Raw genomic sequence first — 18128 nt, forward strand, 5'->3', positions numbered from 1 at the left:
GGCGTCGGCGTCGGCGGACCTCGCCTCGAAGGGCGACGAGGTGGACGAGCGGGGCATAACGGGCGGGATTGCGGGTATCGCGCGGCGGGAGGTGGCCCGAATGGTCGCTTTAGCACAGACTCCGCCCTCGGCCGACCGGCTGCGGGCGATCGACGATTTCCTCGCCCAGACATGGGCGGATCAGGTCCAGCATGATGACCGGTTGCGGAGCCTGGCGGTCGAGGTGCGGTTCGACCGGGGGGTGGCGCATCTGAGCGGTGATGTGGCCGAGCCCGCCCAGCTACGGCTGGTGCGGGAGCTGGTGGGACGGCTGGCCGGTGTCTACGGCGTCTGGTGCCGGGTCGGCATCGGCGGGCGAGCGCCGGTGGTGGTGGACCTCGGTTGTGGGCCGACCAAGCAGTGGTCGAGCAACCTGGGGCTGGACATCTACCCGGCACCGGGCGTGGATGCGGTGGCGGACCTGTCCGGCTCGCTGCCGCTCGCCGACAACTCGGTGGACGTCCTCTTCGCGGTGCACATCCTGGAGCACCTGATCGACTTCCTGCCGCTGGTCGACGAGTGTCACCGGGTGCTCCGCCCCGGTGGGGTGCTACACGTGATGAGCCCCTGGTGGGGGCATGTGAACGCGGTAGCCGACCCGACCCACGTCCGGCTGATGGACGTGCAGACGTTCAAGGGGATCTGCCAGCTGCGGCCCCCGGGCACGCCGCGCTGGTACCCACTGCACGCGGGCTGCGACGGTGCCTCGATCTTCGCCGACCTGACGCCCCTTCCCCCGGACGCCGACCCGGCACCCCAGTCCCACCTGGCCCGCTTCTTCGACTGATCACCCGCCCACCCTTCGTCGATCATGAAGTTGTTGCCATGAATGACGGCGTGTCCCGCAATAACTTCATGATCAACGCGGGCGACGCGGGCGACGCGGGCTGGGCGGGCGACGCGGGCTGGGCGGGCTGGGCGGGTGGGTCTGGGTGGACTCGCGGAGTTTCAGGCAGTGGGGGGCGCGAAGTTCCCGGGCGGGGGCGGTGGGGTCACCGTTCAGGCGGTCGGCGAGGAGTTGGACGGCCAGCCGGGCGATCTGCTCCTTCGCCGGGGCGACGGTGCTCAGGGTCGGGGTGGCGAACCCGCCGTCCTCGATGTCGTCGAAGCCGGCGACCGCCACGTCCTCGGGCACCCGCAGGCCGGCATCGTGCAGCGCCCGCAGGGCACCGAGGGCCAGCGTGTCGTTGAAGCAGAAGACGGCGTCGGGGCGTACACCGGAGGTGAGTAGGCCGCGCATCGCGGCCGCGCCGTCCGCGCGGTGCCAGGCCGGCGCGAACGCCACCAGGGAATCGTCGAGGCCGGCGGCGCGCAGCGCGTCGCGGTAGCCGGCCAGGCGCAGCCGGGCGCTGGCACCCCCGTCGGTGCGCTGCGGGCCGACGGCCGCGATGCGGCGGCGACCCAACTGGATCAGGTGGCTCGTGATCTCCCGGGCCGCTGCCACGTTGTCGATCACCACACGATCCGCCGGGCAATGGTCGGTCCGCTCGCCGAGCAGCACCATCGGGATGCCGTCCAGACCGGCCAGGTCCGCCGCGGTGAGCGCCGACGGACTGAGGATGAGCCCGTCGATCAGGTGGTCGGTGATACCGGGGGCGAGCGCCCGCTCCTGGCCGCGCCGGCCGCCGGTCTGGTCGACGAGCACCGTCCAGCCGTGCTCGGCGGCGGCGCTGATCACGTGACGGGCCAGCTCGGCGAAGTACGGGATGTCCAGTTCCGGAACCGCGAGCGCGATCACGCCGGTGCGGCCCTTGCGGAGGTGACGGGCGGAGAGGTTCGGCCGGTAGTTGAGTTCGACGATCGCCTGCTCGACCCGGGCCCGGGTGTCCGGTCGCACGTGCACGTGGCCGTTCACCACGTTGGAGACGGTCTTGACGGAGACGCCGGCCCGTTCCGCCACGTCCTTGAGTCTGTGTCGCACGCCGCAACCTCCCCGAGGTGACCGAGCGCACCATAGCTGCGCGGGCCGCGCGGAAGGGCCCCACCGACGGGGCCCTTGCGCACCTTCGGGTCAGGCAGTCGGCTCGCGGGGGGTCGGCGCGACGGCGGGCTCGTGCTGGGCCAACCGGTTGCGGCGGTAGCCGTAGCCGAAGTAGATCAGCGCGCCGAGCAGCATCCAGGCCAGGAACCGCAGCCAGGTCTCCACGGACAGGTTGAGCATCAGATAGAAGCAGGCCAGCGCCGAGACGATCGGCAGCACCGGTGAGAACGGCACCCGGAACGGCCGCTCCAGGTCGGGGCGCTTGCGGCGCAGGATCGGCACCGCCACCGACACGAGGACGAACGCGCAGAGCGCGCCGATGCTGACCAGGTCGGCCAGCGCGGACAGCGGCAGGAAGCCGGCCAGCAGCGCGACCGCCACCGTCATGATCGCCGAGATCCGGTACGGGGTGCCCCAGCGCGGGTGCACCTTCGCGATCGAGGGCGGGATCAGACCGTCCCGGGCGATGGCGAAGCCGATCCGGCCCATCGCCACCAGGTCGACGAGGATGACGCTGGTCAGGCCCGCGACCGCGGCAATGGAGACCAGCACGGCGGCCCAACCCGCGCCGACCGACTCGAAGGCCGACGCGATCGGGGCGCCCCGGTCGATCTCGGTGTACGGCACCATCCCGACCACCACCAGCGAGACGCCGATGTAGAGCACAGTCGAGATCAGCAGGGTGCCGAGCAGACCCAGGGTGAGGTCCCGCTTGGGCTTGCGCGTCTCCTCACCCAGGTTGGCCACGGCCTCGAAGCCGGTGTACGCGAAGAAGACCACGGCGGCGGCGCTGAGCACCCCGACGAAGCCGAAGACGGACGGCTCAAGCCCGAAGAGCGCCTGGGTGACCGGCTGCTTGATGCCGTCGTCGCCGCTCCCGGCGGGCTCGGCCGGCGGGATGAACGGGGTGAGGTTGGCGGCCTTGACGAAGAACAGACCGGCTACCACCACGAAGACGCAGATGGCCACCTTGACCAGCACCAGCAGGTTGGTGATCCGGGCGGATTCCCGGATGCCGACGATCGCCACGACGCCGAGGATCAGCACGATGGCGATGGCGCCCACGTTGACGGTGCTGCCCTCCTCGCCGAACCATCGGGTCGGCAGGTCGAGCAGTTCGGCGAGGTATCCGGACCAGCCTCGGGCCACCACCGCGGCGCCGAGCGCGAACTCCAGCAGGAGATCCCAGCCGATGATCCAGGCGACGATCTCGCCCATCGTGGCGTACGCGTAGGTGTAGGCGCTGCCGGCGGTCGGCACGCTGGAGGCCAGCTCGGCGTAGCAGAGGGCGGCGAGCAGGGCCACCACGCCGGCGATGGCGAAGGAGATCACCACGCCCGGCCCGGCGCTGTCGCGGGCCTCGATGCCGGTGAGCGTGAAGATGCCGGTGCCGATCACGATGCCGATGCCGAAGCCGGTGAGGTCGATCGCGCCGAGCCGTCGCTTCAGCCCCAACTGGCCGTCGCTGCCGTCCGCCTCACCCTGGGCTATCACGTCCTTGATTGGTTTTGTGCGCAGCACGGACACCCGGTCACCCCTCCCACCGTGCGACCACCCCCGTGGCGGCCGGTGACCGGCGTTGCTACCCAGCGGAGCGATTGGTCAACCACGAACTCTTGCGGCGATGGCCAGATTGTGAAAATTTCCTACCAGCAACGCGGACATCGACGGCGAATCTTGCCGCGCACCGCGCGAAGCATCCGGGAGCCCCAACGAAGGGACACACCGCATGAAAGCCACCCGACTCGGAGTCGCCGGGCTGGTCACAGCCCTGCTCGGCACGTTCGTCACCGCCACCCCCGCGAGTGCCGCCCCCAGCGCGGTCGACACCACCACCACCTGCGCCACCGACCCGGCCACCCCGAAACGGCAGTTCCGGGCCATGTGGATCTCGTCGGTGGTCAACATCGACTGGCCCAGCAAGGCGTCCCAGACCAGCCCCGACCGGATCGCCGCGCAGCAGGCCGAGTACCGCGAGCTGCTCGACCTCGCCGGGCGGCTGCACCACAACGCCGTCGTGGTGCAGGTCCGGCCCACCGCCGACGCGCTCTGGCCCTCGCCGTACGAGCCCTGGTCGGAGTACCTGACCGGGGTTCGCGGCCAGGACCCGGGCTGGGACCCGTTGGCCTTCCTGGTCGACGAGTCGCACAAGCGGAACCTGGAGTTCCACGCCTGGTTCAACCCGTACCGCGTCTCCATGCCGGCCCCCGGCGGCGCGGGCGCGGACCTCGCCCAGCTCGCCCCCGGCCACCCGGCCCAGCAGCACCCCGACTGGACCTTCGCCTACCCACCGGCTGGCGTGGCCGGCAGCCGGCTCTACTACAACCCCGGAATCCCCGAGGTACGCGAGTTCGTCCAGACCGCCATGATGGACGCAGTCAAGCGGTACGACATCGACGGCGTCCACTTCGACGACTACTTCTACCCCTATCCCAGCGGCACGTACCAGGTGCCGGACGACGCGACCTTCGCGGCCCACAACCGGGGCTTCACCGACCGGGCCGACTGGCGGCGGGACAACATCAACCTGCTGATCCAGGAGATGAACGGCAAGATCAAGGCGGCGAAGCCGTGGGTGAAGTTCGGCGTCAGCCCGTTCGGCATCTGGCGCAACAAGACCGCCGACCCGCTCGGTTCGGACACCACCGGCAGCCAGTCGTACGACATCATCTCCGCCGACACCCGCAAGTGGATCAAGCAGGAGTGGATCGACTACGTGGTGCCGCAGCTCTACTGGTACATCGGCCAGTACCCGGCCGCCGACTACGCGCGCCTCGTGCCGTGGTGGGCCGAGACGGTGCGCGGCACCCGCGTGCAGCTCTACATCGGCCAGGCCGACTACAAGAGCGGAGACCCGGCGTACGGGCCGTACTGGCAGAACCCGCGTGAGCTGTCCGACCACCTGACGCTCAACCGGTCGTACCCGGAGGTGCAGGGCAACGTGCACTTCTCCGCGGTGCAGGTACGGGCCAACCGGCTCGACGCCACCGACATCTACGCCGCCGAGCACTACTCCCGCCCGGCGCTGGTGCCGGCCATGCCCCACCTGCCGGCGCGACCGCTGCTCTTCCCGGTGGTCAGCAAGGCGGCGCGGCAGGCCGACGGGGTCCGGCTCACCTGGCGGCAGCCCGCCGACGGCGTCGGCCCGCTCGGCACCGCCACCTCGTACGCGATCTACCGGTTCGACGGCACCACGCTGCCCGGCCGGTGCGCCACGGCCGACGCCGCGCACCTGGTCGACACCGTCCGGGCCACGCCCGGGAACGTCCAGTCCTGGGTGGACACGTCGGCCGAGCCCGGTCGGCGCTACACCTACCAGTTGACCGCACTGGACCGGTCGGCCAACGAGAGCGCTGCCAGCCCGCCGGCATTCGTCCTGCGCTGACCGTCTCTCCGAATGCCCCGAACGCCTCGCGCGTCCGGGGCATTCGTCTGTTTCAACGCATGTCACCAATAGTTGGCGATGCGCATACCACCCAGTTGATCAGCTGATCGACACTCATCGACATCCGGTAACCCGCCGGTAACTTCCGTCCCACCCGCTCACCCCCGCGGAGGTAACCCGTGCCCCGACGTCTCGCCACCCTGCTCGCCTCGGGCGCATCAGCGCTGCTCGCCACCCTCGCCATCGCCTCACCCGCCGCCGCCGTCACCCCCGCCCAGAAGCTCTCCGTGCTGTCCAGCTGGACCCAGACCAGCGCGTCCAGCTACAACTCGTGGAACAGCGCCCGGGTCAACCGGGCACCCTGGGCCGACTACAACTTCAACTGGTCCACCGACTACTGCTCGTCCAGCCCGGACAACCCGCTCGGCTTCACCTTCAACCTGGGCTGCTACCGGCACGACTTCGGCTACCGCAACTACAAGGCGGTCGGCCAGTTCTCCGCCAACAAGCCCCGCCTCGACAGCGCCTTCTACGAGGACCTCAAGCGCGTCTGCACCACGTACAACTCGGTTGTCCGACCGGCCTGCTACAGCCTGGCCTGGACCTACTACCAGGCGGTCAGCATCTTCGGTTCGGTGGCGGCCGTCCAGCAGGCCGACATCGACCGCGCCGCCCGAATGAAGGCCCAAGCCGAAGCCAACGCCCAAACCCACTAACCCCGCCCCAACCCGCACCCCTCCCCCACCCCAACCCGCACCCCTACCCCACCCGCACCCGCGCCCTCGCGCCCCGCCCCACGCCCGCGCCCTGCCCCGCCCCACGCCCCCACGCCCTGCCCCGCCCCACGCCCCCACGCCCTGCCCCGCCCCACGCCCTCACGCCTTCGTGCCCTGCCCCGCGTCCTCGCGCCCTGCCCCGCACCCCGGCTCTGCCCCGCGACCCGCGCTCTGCCCCGCGCTCTGCCCCGCGACCCGCGCTCTGCCCCGCCGATCTTGCACTTTCGGTTGTCGATTTGCCGCCTTGGCACCGGTATCTCGCGACAGAATGTGCAAGATCGGCGGGGCAGGGCAGGGCAGGGCGGGGCGCGGGGGCGGGGGCGGGGCGGGGGCGCGGGGTTGGGCAGGGCGGGGCAGGGCGCGGGGGGCAGGGCGGGGCAGGGCGCGGGGGCAGGGCGGGGCAGGGCGCGGGGGCAGGGCGCGCGAGGCGGGGTGGGGTTAGGCGCGTTCGGTTCGGGTGGCGGGGTGGCGGTCGGGGTCGGCGGGTCGGCGGGGGGTTGGTTGGGACAGGCCGGTGCTGAAGCGGGTCGAGTCCGCCGCCAGGTCCGGGTGTTCCACGTCGAGTGCAAGCGCTGCGGCCTCGTCCAGCCCCAGCTCCGCACCCTCGCCGTACGCGTCGTCGAAGGCCGTGTCGCCCAGCACCGCGCGCAACTCCCCCTGCTGCTCGGCCCAGTAACCGCCGAAGATGCCGGGGGTGGCCCGCATGCTCGCCCGAGTGGCCTGCGCCGCCCCGAACAGGCGGGCGGCGGTCAACCGCTCCCCGCCGATCGCGCAGCGCACCGCTACCGCGTTCAAGGTGTCGCACGCCCGCCCGTGGTAGCCGTGACCCATCCGGGAGCGCAGCGCCACCAGCAGATGCTCGTGTGCGGCGATCACGTCGCCGCGGGCCAGCGCGACCATGCCGAGCAGCATGTCCACCGAACGCCGGCCCCGCTCCACGGGCCGGGCGGCCTCCACCGGACGCACCGCGCCCAGCAGTTCCGCGGCCTCCTCCAGGGCACCCCGTCGCCAGAGCAGCTCGGCCAGGCTGAAGACCGCGAACAGAGCTTCGCCGACCACGTCCTGCCCGTGCGCCCAGTCGATGACCTCCCGGCACACCCGTTCGGCCTCGACGAACTGCCCCATGTCGACGAGCGGCGCGGCCCTGCCGGCGAGCACCCGAGCCAGCAACCCGGCGTCGCCGGCCTGCCGGGCCGCTGCCTCCGCCCGCTGGGAGTAGCGCAGTTCCTCGGCGAACTCGCCGTCGGCGCTGGCATGCAGCGAATGCATGTGGTACGCCGCCGCCAGCTCCGCCTCGGGGATCCGCTCTCCCGTCTCCGCGATCCGTCCGTACAGCCGGAACAGCCACAGCCGCCCCTCGCGGGCCAGGCCCCGCTCCAGCCACCACTGGTCCAGCCCACCCGCCAGGCCGAGACCGGCACGGGCGCTGCCGCCGGTGGCGCACCACCGCAGCGCGGCGCGCAGCTCCCCGGCCAGTGGATCGAGGGCGTACAGCGACAACGTCACCGGCCGGCCGTCCTGGCCCAGGTGGGCCCGGTCCAACGCGTGCGCCGACCAGGCCACGTGCCGGTCCCGGGCGGCCTGCTCCTCGCCCGCCTCGGCCAGCCGTCGCGCCGCGTACGCCCGGATGGGGTCGAGCATCCGGTAGGTGCTGCCGGAGGCACGCGGCTCGGCCAACACCATCGACTTGTCCACCAGGACCGAGAGCGGGTCCAGCGGATCGTCACCCAGCAGCCACTCCACCGTCGCCAGATCCACCGGGCCGGCGAAGACCGCCAGCCACCGCAGCAGACGGGCGGCCCGGGGCCCCAGCGTCCGGTAGGACCAGGTGACGGTGGCCTGCATGGTCAGATGCCGTTCGGTGGCCGAGCGTTGCACCGCCCGGCTCGCCGGGGTGGGTGGCGACGCTCCGGCCGCCGCGGCGACCAGGTCGACGGTGTCCTGCTGGTTGCCGGACCAGCCCCGCTCCACCGGCGGCGGATCCGGGTCCTCCCGGCCGGCGTCCAGGGTGCCGAGGACGTCGTCCAGGCGCTCGGCGAGCTGACCGACCGAGAGCACCCGCAGCCGGGCGGCGGCCAGCTCGATGGCGAGCGGCAGGCCGTCCAACCGCTGCACGACCCGACGCAGGTCGGCGGACTCGGCCGGGTCCGGCTGCCGACCACCACGCGCCGCCGCCGTACGGTCCAGCAGCAGCGCCACCGCGTCGCTCTCCGCGCCGTCCGCGCGCGGGTCGACCGAGAGCGGCGGAATCCGCCACACCACCTCGCCGGGCAGGCTGAACGACTCGCGACTGGTGGCCAGCACCCGTACGCCGCTGCCACCGGACAGCAGCCGCGCGATCACCTCGGCGCAGGCGGCCGGTTGGGTGTCGCAGGTGTCCAGGACGACCAGCATCCGACGGCCGGCCGCGTACTCGACGAGGGTGTCCAGCATCGGCCGGCCGGGCTCGGGACGCAGGCCGAGCACGGCGGCGATGGCGAACGCCACCAACCCCGGGTCGGTCACCGAGGCGATGTCGACGAACCAGACCCCGTCCGGGTACGCCTCGACAACTCCGCTGGCCAACTCCACCGCGAGCCGGGTCTTGCCCGCGCCGCCGGCGCCCAGCACGGTGACCAGGCGGTTCTGACGCACCAGCAGGCTCAACTCGATGCGCTCGGCCTGCCGGCCGACGAACGAGGTGACCTGGGTGGGCAGGTTGTGCGCCACCGCGTCGGCCGTGCGGGGCCGGGGGAACTGTCGCTCCAGACCCGGTGCGACCAGTTGGAACAGGCGTTCACGGTCGTCGAAGCCGCGCAGCCGGTGCAACCCCAGGTCGAGCAGGGTCGCTCCCGGCGGCATCGGCTCGGCCCGACGGGCGGTGGACGCCGTGCAGAGCACCTGCCCGCCGTGCGCGGCGGCCGCCACCCGGGCGGCCCGGTGCACCTCGGGGCTGGCGTACTCGCCGTCGCGTGGCTCGGCATAGCCGGTGTGCAGGCCCATCCGCACCCGGGGCGCGGCTTCGGGGGTGGGCCAGTCGTGGCTGGACAGTGCCCGCTGAGCGGTCAGGCACGCGGTCATCGCCGCGGAAGCTTCCTCGAAGGCCAGGAAGAACGAGTCGCCCTCGGTCAGCAGCTCCGCGCCACCGGTGCTGGCCAGCGTGCGGCGCAGCAGCCGTCGATGCTCGGCGAGCACCGGGCGGTAGTCCGGGCCGAGCAGCTGAGCCAGCCGTGTCGAACCCTCGATATCAGTGAATACGAAGGTCACCCAACCGCTCGGGAGCTGGATCCGTGGCGACATGCGAGGAACCTCCGCCCGTGACGTCGGGTTCATGCTGCCTGAGTCCGAACGATCACACATCGTGAGAACGGCCGGGCAAGTGCCGCCCCAACGTGCCACTCAGGCCCGTTCCCGGCAAGGCTGGCCCACCAGGCGGCGGCGAATCGGCCCGATCAGCAGCCGCAGCCGCCGCCGCAGCAGCCACCACCGCCAGCGGCGGGTGCCGGGGCACCACCACCGCGACCGGTGACCGCGACCGCGGAAAGAAGCTTGACCGTGTCGGCGTGTCCCTGCGGGCAGCTGGCCGGCTCACCGGCCGCCGCCATCGAACGGTTGACCTCGAAGGTGTCGCCGCAGGCGCGGCAGCGGAACTCGTACCGGGGCATGCCACCCAGGGTACGTGGATCTGACGGTTCGCGACGCATGGGTGATACTCGACAGGTGGTGGACGGCGAGGACGACACGCGTGTGCAACCGTTACGACCGGCCGCGCCGCTGGACGGGCCGATCGAAGGCTCCGGGGCCGCGCCCGACCTGGCGCGCAAGGTGCCCCGGCCTCGCCGCCCCTGGCTGAGCGGGCGTTCCGCCGGCGCGCCGAGCACGCCAGCGACCACCACGCCACCAGCCGCCACAGCGGTTCCGCCAGCAGCGAAGTCCACCGCAGCCGAGTCCGCCAGGTCCGAACCGGACGCCCGCGCCACCGGCACGAAGGTCCCGGCCGAATCTGTCCCGGCCGCAAGCTCCGCAGCCGGCCCCCTGGCCGCGGCAGCCGAGGCCAAGACCGGCAAGGCCAAGGCCGAGACCGCGAAGGCCGAGACCGGCGAGGCCACGGACGCGAAGACCGACGCCGCGAAGACCGACATCCCCGAGGCCAGGAACGTGAAGGCCGACGCCGCGGGGGCGGACGGCGGCGCCGGTGGCCCGGCCGCGTCGGGAACGGCCGGCGCGTCGAGCGCCGACGCGCCCGCCGAGGACGCGAAGCCCGGTGCCGCGGATCCGGCGAAGACCACTGTGGATGAGATTCCGGTCGTGCCGGTGTCCAACCCGGCCCGCCGACGGCGGGTGCAGTTCGCGCACGCGGTACGGCTGCCGCCCCGTCGGGCAGCAGCCGCAGCGACCCAGGCGACCCGCGCCTGGGCCCGCCGGCCGAGCGGTCGGTTGACCCTGCCCGGCGTGTTCCTGCTGGCGCTGGTTGCCGCGACGGCTGCGGCGGGAGCGCTGCTCGTGCCGGCCACGATCCGTGCGCCTCGCCCGGTCGCGGTCGACGCCTCGGCCGCGCCGAGCGGGGTGGCAGCGCCCGGGATGCCGTCCGGCCTGCCGACCAGTCCGCTGCCGACCGGACCGCTGCCGACCGGACCGCTACCGACCCTTCCGCTGCCCTCCGGCGGGTTGCCCGGCAACGGGCTGCCGACCGGTGCGGTGATCGGTGGCCGACCGTCGGACGCCCTGGCCGGCTGGGCGCAGCAGGTCGGCGCCAAGGTCGGTATCCCGGCGGTGGCCATGCAGGCGTACGGCTACGCCGAGCTGGTGCTCGCCCAGACCAACCGCAGCTGTGCGCTGAGCTGGACCACGCTGGCCGCGATCGGAAAGGTCGAATCGGATCACGGCTCGACCAACGGCGCGCGGCTGGGGCAGGACGGCAAGGCGGTACCCAACATCTTCGGGCTGCCGCTGGACGGCAAGGACGGCCGGATGCGGATCATCGACACCGACCGTGGGGCGCTCGACGGGAACTCGACCCTCGACCGCGCCATCGGGCCGATGCAGTTCATCCCGACCACCTGGCAGGAGATCGGCGCGGACGCGGACAACGACGGCGTCAAGGACCCGCACGACCTGGACGACGCGGCGCTGGCGGCGGGGAACTACCTCTGCAAGGGCGGCCGGAACCTGAGCATCGCGGGCGACTGGTGGAACGCGATCCTCTCCTACAACGACGTACGGCGGTACGCCCAGGACGTCTACGACACCGCGAACCGGTACGGACGGGCCAGTCGCTCGTGAAGTGATCGTCTCGATACGTTGGAGAACTGGACACTTCCCCCGGGCCTCTGTTAGCGGCAAGCTAGACGGGTGATGGTGCGCGAGTGGGACCCCAGGACCGCGTCGTCCGCCGAGATCGCGTCGCTGTTGGCCACGCTGAACGCGGTCCTGGCGGCCGACCTGCCGCAGGACCCGCCCTGGCGGGAGGCTTCACTGCGGGAGTACCTCGCCGAGGTGATGCCCGGCGAGCGGCGGATCTCCTGGATCGCCCAGGCCGAGCCGACCGCCCCGGGCGACACGGGCGCGGTGATCGGCCAGGTGCACGTCCTCCTTCTGGGTGACATCGGTGTGCTCGAGGTGCTGGTGCACCCGTCCGCCCGGCGCACCGGTCTCGGCCGTGACCTGGTGCTGCGCGCCGCGCGCCGGGTCTACCAGGAGGGCTTCCGGTCGATCGGGGTCGAGGTTGTCGGCGACACGCCGGCGGTCGGGTTCTACGAGTCGCTCGGCTTCAACCGGGAGTACGTGGAGACGCGCAGCGTGCTCGACCTGACGGCGGTGGACTGGGCCGAGCTGGCCGAGATGGCCACCGGCATCGGGGCGGGTTACCAGTTGGAGTTCTTCCCCGGCGGGCCGCCGGACGACCTGATCGAGGCGTACGCGCGGGCCAAGGCCGAGGTGCGCGACGTCGACGACGGTGAGCTGCGCCCCAGCTCCTACGACCCGGAGCGGCTGCGCGACAGCCTCGACACGCTGCACCGGCGGGGCATGAAGCCGTACATCATGCTCGCCCGACACGAGCAGAGCGGCGAGGTGGCCGGCCTGACCGAGGTGGTGGTGCCGGCGCAGCACCCGACCCGCGCCGACCAGTACGACACGATCGTGGCGCAGAATCACCGGGGCTACGGCATCGATCGGGCGATCAAGGCCCGGATGCTGCTGGAGTTGCGCTCCGCCGAGCCGGAGCTGATCGAGGTGCAGACCTGGAACGCGCAGGCCAACGAGGCGATGTTGAAGGTCAACGCTGAGCTGGGCTACCGCCCCGACCGGGACTGGTGCGAATACAGCGTCGACGTCGCTGAGCTGGTGCACCGCCTCGATCCACCGCGTTGAGAAATTCACGAAACTGTCCATTAGAGGATGGACGGTGGACAGTCGCGCACCTTAACGTGCGTTGACCCCCGTCCACCCATCGTGGAGGCCCTATGCGCCCGCGCCGCTCAATCGCCGCGCTCGCGACCGCCACCGCCGCCGTGACCGTCACGGCGCTCGGCGTCGCACCCACCGCGGCCAGCGCCGCGCCCACCGACCTGTTCATCTCGGAGTACGTCGAGGGTTCGTCGAACAACAAGGCGATCGAGCTGTTCAACGGCACGGGCGCCGCCGTCGACCTGGCGGCCGGTGGCTACCAGTTGCAGCTCTACTTCAACGGTTCCACCACGGCCACCACGATCGCCCTGACCGGCAGCGTGGCGGCCGGTGACGCGTTCGTGTTCGCCAGCGCCTCGGCCGGGGCCGCCATCCTCGCCCAGGCTGATCAGACCACCGGGGCGAGCCTCTTCAACGGTGACGACGCGATAGTGCTGCGCCGGGGCGCCACGGTGCTCGACTCGATCGGCCAGGTGGGCGTCGACCCGGGCACCGAGTGGGGCACGGGCGTGACCAGCACCGCAGACAACACCCTGCGGCGGCTGGCGAGTGTGGCCGCCGGTGACACCGACCCGTCGGATGCCTTCGACCCCGCCGCGCAGTGGGCGGGCTTCCCCGTCGACACCTTCGACGGGTTGGGCGCGCACACCGTGGACGGCGGCGGCCCGGTCGACGTGCCCGCCACGCTGACCTGCGGCGGGCCGCTGGTCACCGCCGCCGGCACGGCCGCGAGCCGCGAGGTGACCGCCGCCGACCCCGACGACACGATCGTCGACCTGGCGGTGACGGCGATCAGCCCGAGCCCGACCTCCGGCTCGATCACCCGTACCGCCTTCACCCCCGCCGACGGGGTGGGCGGCACCGCCCGCGCCACGGTCGACGTGAGCGCCGACCTCGCCGCCGGGGCGTACACCGTCACCCTCACCACGACCGACGCGGGCGGTGGCACCGCGAGCTGCGCGCTGGCGGTGCAGGTGACCCGGGAGCTGACCGTCGGCGAGGTGCAGGGTCCGACCACCGACACCGAGTCCGGTCCGAACGACCGGTCACCGCTCGCACCGGCGAGCGGCAACGGCACGAGCAGCAGCCTGTACGACGTACGCGGCGTGATCACCCAGTTGACCCTGGCCCGCACCTCGGCCGGAGCGGAGCAGCACGGCTTCTTCCTGCAGAGCCGCGTTGGTGACACCGACGGCGATCCGACCAGTTCCGACGGCATCTTCGTGTTCATGGGTGCGTTCACCTCGCTGATCGGCGGTTACGTGCCCACGGTCGGCGACGAGGTCGTGCTGCGGGCCCGGGTGTCGGAGTACTACAACTTCACCCAGCTCTCCGGCGCGTCGCTGGTCCGCCTGATCGAAGGCGGGCTGGCCGTGGACACCGCGGTCGCGGTGACCGACGCGGTGCCGCCGGCCGTGCTGACCGACGCGCAGCGCTTCTGGGAGCGGCACGAGGGTTCCCGGATGCGGGTACGTGCGGGCAGCGGTGCGGTGAGCGGCCGGGACGTCTTCTCCTCCACCGCCGACGCGGAGCTGTGGGTGGTCGACCGCGACGACCCGCTGCTGGACCGCGCCGACGCGTACTCCCGGCGGGTCTTCCGTGATTCGCACCCGCTGGACAACGACCCGACCCGCCGCTTCGACGACGGCAACGGCCAGCGGACGCTGCTGGGCAGCATGGGCGTGAAAGCCACCGCCGGGGACAGCGCCGCGCTGCTCCCGCCGGCGCACACCTTCGACACGCTGCGGGCGGACGCGGTGGGCGGGGTCTACTACTCGTTCGAGAAGTACGGCGTCCAGGTCGAGCGGGCGGAGTTCGCCGCCGGGGCCGACCCGTCGAGGAACAACCCGCCCAAGCCGGCCGACCGGTCGCAGGAGGTGGCCGTGGCCACCTACAACGTGGAGAACCTGTACGACTACCGCGACGACCCGTTCGACGGCTGCGACTTCGCCGGTAACGCCGGCTGTGTGGGCGTCTCCCCGCCGTTCGACTACGTCCCGGCCAGCGAGGCGGAGTACCGCGAGCAACTGGCCGCTCTCGCCGATCAGATCGTCAAGGACCTGCACGCACCGGACCTGATCCTGGTGCAGGAGGCCGAGGACCAGGACATCTGCACGGTCTCCGGGGCGGCGCTGAGCTGCGGCGAGACCAACAACGCCGATGGCGCTCCGGACAGCATCCAGGAGTTGGCGCTCGCGGTGACGGCGGCCGGTGGGCCCGCGTACGCCGCCGCCTATGACCGGACCGGCGCGGACGCTCGCGGTATCACCGCGGCCTTCCTGTACCGCACGGACCGGGTGTCGCTGGCGGCCGCGACGGCGGCGGACCCCCTGCTGGGGGCGACGCCGACGGTGCAGTACCGGGCTGCGGGGCTGCCGACCAACGCCGACGTGCAGAACCCGAAGGCCCTCAACGCGGTGCTGCCGGCGGACGTGGACACCTCCACCGGCAAGGACGGGAACAACGTCTTCACCCGTGCTCCGCAGCTGGGGAAGTTCACGGTGGCCGCCGCTCCCGGCTCGTCGGAGCGGTTCACCCTGTACGCGCTCAGCAACCACTACTCCTCCGGCCCGGACAGCCGGGTCGGGCAACGGCGTGAGCAGGCGCGTTACGGCGCGGCGATCGTCACCGCGATCGAGGCGGCCGACCCGGCCGCCCGAGTGGTCTACGGCGGGGACCTGAACGTCTTCCCCCGCCCGGACGATCCCATCGCGACCGGAGAGCAGCCCACGCCGTCAGATCAGCTCGCTCCGCTCTACGAGGCGGGCCTGCGCAACCTGTGGGACGACCTCGTCGCGGACGTGCCGGCCTCGGCCTACTCGTACAGCTTCGAGGGGCAGGCGCAGACTCTCGACCACCTGTTCGTCAACGACGCGTTCCACAACGACCTGGTGCAGGTGCGGGCGGCGCACATCAACGCCGACTGGCCGGCGGAGTTCGCCGGTGACGGGTCGCGAGGTTCCAGTGACCACGACCCGCAGGTGGCGCGGTTCCGGTCCCGGGCGTCGTTGACAGTGGCCGACTCGGCGGTGACCGAGGGCGATCAGGGCACCCGGCAGCTCACCTTCACCGCGACCGTGTCTCGGCCGCTGTCCCAGTCGGTGCTGCTCTGCGCCGCCACCGTCGGCCTCACGGCGCAGGCAGGCTCGGACTTCGACCCGTACGCCGGCTGCAAGGTGTTGGCCGCCGGGCAGACGTCGGTGGCGTTCCCGGTCTCGGTGCGCGGTGACCGCAAGCGGGAGGCGGACGAAAAGTTGACGTTGCTGGTGGCCGGCGTGCCCGGCCTGCGGCTGGCCGATCCGCTCGCGACCGGAACGATCACCAACGACGACTGATCGCGGATGTGATCGACGACGGCCCGCCGAACCCCACCCGGGGGGCGGCGGGCCGTCGCCCATCCTGCGTCAGCGGTACCGCCACAGTTGTGGCGGCGGCGGATCACCGCGGTGCTTGGCCACCCGCACCTCCCATTGGCTGCGCCGCCGCATCGCGTCACGGACCTCCCGATTGCGGTAGAACGTCTCGGGTGGGCGGGCCAGCCCGTAGATGTCCGCCCACCACTCCCCCGGCTCGGGGTCGAGGATGGTGTCCAGGTGCGACGGGTAGCGGCGCCCGGCACCGTCGCGGGTGTCTTCCCAGTCCCGCATCGGCTTGAGCACCCGGCCGAACTCGTCGACGACGGCCAGCCGACATCCGACGACCCCGACTGTCCGGCGGAGCAGCTCAATGCTCGGGACGGTCCGACCGGCCTCGATGCGGCCGATGGTCGCGTGGTGCACCCCCGCCCACCTGGCCAGCTCACGTTGGCTCAGGTCGGCCTGACGACGGACCGCCCGGACGATGCCAACGACTGGCCATGGGGTGTCGGAGGGCTCGCTGAGGATGACTTTCCGCTGCGCCATGCGGGGGTCGGGGTCGGGGCCGTCGAGAACCCAACTGTCGACGCCGGGCGCTCCGGCCTCCAGGGGTGTCACTGAATCGTCCATGCCGCCACCGTCCCGGCTCACGCCGATCCCCGCAGTCCCGCAAGGCAGACCTGTGGACAACGACGGCACCTGTGGACAACCGGCGTTCGTCACCGCGCGGAGACGGTGCCGGTGCGACCGACCGCGACCGGCGGCTTGGGCGGTACGCCTCCACCGCCAAGGAGCAGGGGGCACTCCCGAAACATTTCCCCTTTGCTCTGCACCCGCATAGGCACCGGTCGCGGACCGTGACCGTCGCACCCGCGGGTGCAGAGCAAAGGCTGGCGCGCGGGGTTGTCACCGCCGGACGGCCGTCCCAGCCGAGGGCCGTGGGCCACGCGGCCAGGCGGCCACGCCGCCACCCGGCCTTGCGCCATGCGATCATGCGGCCATGCGGCCATGCGGCCATGCGGCCATGCGGCCATGCGGCCATGCGGCCATGCGGCCATGCGGCCATGCGGCCGGACCCTAGCCGTCGCATCGGCGGGTGCAGAGCAAAGGCTGGCGCGGAGGCGTCGCGGCCAAGGACGGCCGATCCGGCCACGCGCCGGGCGCCACGTGCCGGGTGCCGGGTGCCGGGTGCCGTGAGGTTGGCTCAGTAGCGCTGGCGGAGCAGACCGGCGGCCTCGACGGCCCAGTAGGTGAGGATGACCTGGGCACCGGCCCGCTTGATCGAGGTGAGCGTCTCCAGCATCACCCGCTCGCGGTCGATCCATCCGTTAGCGGCGGCCGCCTCGACCATCGCGTACTCGCCGGAGACCTGGTAGGCGGCGACCGGGACGTCCACCGCGGCCCGCACCGCCGACACCACGTCGAGGTAGGGCAGTGCCGGCTTGACCATCACCAGGTCGGCGCCCTCGGCCACGTCCAACGCGACCTCGCGCAGCGACTCCCGCAGATTGGCCGGGTCCTGCTGGTAGGTGCGCCGGTCGCCCTCCAGCGCCGACTCCACCGCCTCCCGGAACGGGCCGTAGAAGGCGGAGGCGTACTTCACCGCGTACGCCAGCACGGAGACGTCCTGGTAGCCGGCGGCGTCGAGGGCTCGGCGTACCACGCCGACCTGGCCGTCCATCATCCCGGACGGCCCGACCATGCCGACCCCGGCGGCGGCCTGGGCCACCGCCATTTCGGCGTACGCGGTCAGCGTCGAGTCGTTGTCGACCTCACCGTCTCCGGTGAGCAGCCCGCAGTGCCCGTGCGAGGTGAACTCGTCGAGGCACAGGTCACTCATCACCACTGTGGCGTCGCCCACCTCGGCCACCACGTCGCGGATGGCGACGTTGAGGATGCCGTTCGGGTCGACGCCGCCGGAGCCGGTCGGGTCCCGCTGCTCCGGCACGCCGAAGAGCATGATCCCGCCGACACCGGCCTGGACCGCCTCGGCCGCCGCCTTGCGCAGCGAGTCCCGGGAGTGCTGGAGCACCCCCGGGAGCGACCCGATGGCGCGGGGCTCGGTCAGCCCCTCCTTGACGAACATCGGCACGACCAGCTCGGCCGGGTCGACCCGGGTCTCTGACACCAGCCGGCGGACCGCCGGGTTGCGGCGCAGCCGGCGGGGCCGGATCTCGGGGTACGACATGGCAGGCCCTCCTCGA

12 protein-coding genes are annotated in these 18128 nt (G+C 72.2%); 6 read left to right on the forward strand and 6 right to left on the reverse strand.

Annotated elements, in window-relative coordinates; all coding sequences use genetic code 11:
* Positions 1-100 precede the first annotated feature (100 nt).
* Complete coding sequence (locus tag ACZ6NZ_RS14850; RefSeq protein ID WP_366610670.1) at positions 101-826, forward strand: methyltransferase domain-containing protein; 726 nt, start codon at positions 101-103, stop codon at positions 824-826.
* Between the two features lie 72 nt (positions 827-898).
* Here ACZ6NZ_RS14850 and ACZ6NZ_RS14855 read toward each other — a convergent pair whose 3' ends face one another.
* Positions 899-1960: a LacI family DNA-binding transcriptional regulator gene (locus tag ACZ6NZ_RS14855; protein WP_465858617.1), complete on the reverse strand. Its 1062-nt coding sequence runs from the start codon at positions 1958-1960 to the stop codon at positions 899-901.
* 90 nt (positions 1961-2050) lie between these two features.
* Positions 2051-3547 (reverse strand): amino acid permease, encoded by a 1497-nt coding sequence (locus tag ACZ6NZ_RS14860; protein WP_465858618.1) that lies wholly within the window; start codon positions 3545-3547, stop codon positions 2051-2053.
* A gap of 202 nt (positions 3548-3749) precedes the next feature.
* Between ACZ6NZ_RS14860 and ACZ6NZ_RS14865 the strand changes: the two genes are divergently transcribed.
* Together ACZ6NZ_RS14865 and ACZ6NZ_RS14870 are read left to right on the forward strand one after the other, a co-directional pair.
* Positions 3750-5405 carry a glycoside hydrolase family 10-like protein gene (locus ACZ6NZ_RS14865; RefSeq protein WP_465858619.1) on the forward strand — a complete coding sequence of 552 codons (1656 nt, stop codon included), beginning with the start codon at positions 3750-3752 and terminating at the stop codon, positions 5403-5405.
* Between the two features lie 179 nt (positions 5406-5584).
* Positions 5585-6121 (forward strand): phospholipase, encoded by a 537-nt coding sequence (locus tag ACZ6NZ_RS14870; RefSeq protein ID WP_465858620.1) that lies wholly within the window; start codon positions 5585-5587, stop codon positions 6119-6121.
* Positions 6122-6619: 498 nt separating this feature from the next.
* Here ACZ6NZ_RS14870 and ACZ6NZ_RS14875 read toward each other — a convergent pair whose 3' ends face one another.
* The gene (locus ACZ6NZ_RS14875) at positions 6620-9460 is read right to left on the reverse strand and encodes an ATP-binding protein (RefSeq protein ID WP_465858621.1); all 2841 of its coding nucleotides are present in this window, start codon (positions 9458-9460) and stop codon (positions 6620-6622) included.
* Between the two features lie 152 nt (positions 9461-9612).
* A complete protein-coding gene (locus ACZ6NZ_RS14880) occupies positions 9613-9825 on the reverse strand; it encodes an FmdB family zinc ribbon protein (RefSeq protein ID WP_465858622.1) in 213 nt (70 codons plus the stop codon).
* A 55-nt stretch (positions 9826-9880) separates the two neighbouring features.
* Here ACZ6NZ_RS14880 and ACZ6NZ_RS14885 point away from each other — a divergent pair, with 55 nt between their 5' ends.
* The 3 genes from ACZ6NZ_RS14885 to ACZ6NZ_RS14895 all read left to right on the forward strand — a co-directional run bounded on the left by ACZ6NZ_RS14885 (position 9881) and on the right by ACZ6NZ_RS14895 (position 15903).
* Complete coding sequence (locus ACZ6NZ_RS14885) at positions 9881-11443, forward strand: lytic transglycosylase domain-containing protein (RefSeq protein ID WP_465858870.1); 1563 nt, start codon at positions 9881-9883, stop codon at positions 11441-11443.
* A 72-nt stretch (positions 11444-11515) separates the two neighbouring features.
* On the forward strand, positions 11516-12532 hold the full coding sequence (locus tag ACZ6NZ_RS14890) for a GNAT family N-acetyltransferase (RefSeq protein ID WP_465858871.1): 1017 nt from the start codon (positions 11516-11518) through the stop codon (positions 12530-12532).
* Between the two features lie 92 nt (positions 12533-12624).
* Entirely contained in the window at positions 12625-15903 is a 3279-nt protein-coding gene (locus ACZ6NZ_RS14895) for a lamin tail domain-containing protein (RefSeq protein WP_465858623.1), read from the forward strand.
* 69 nt (positions 15904-15972) lie between these two features.
* Here ACZ6NZ_RS14895 and ACZ6NZ_RS14900 read toward each other — a convergent pair whose 3' ends face one another.
* A complete protein-coding gene (locus ACZ6NZ_RS14900) occupies positions 15973-16554 on the reverse strand; it encodes a helix-turn-helix transcriptional regulator (protein WP_465858624.1) in 582 nt (193 codons plus the stop codon).
* 574 nt (positions 16555-17128) lie between these two features.
* Entirely contained in the window at positions 17129-18112 is a 984-nt protein-coding gene (gene hemB / locus ACZ6NZ_RS14905) for a porphobilinogen synthase (protein WP_465858625.1), read from the reverse strand.
* Positions 18113-18128 lie beyond the last annotated feature (16 nt).

It is taken from the genome of Micromonospora sp. NPDC047756 (assembly GCF_055587245.1).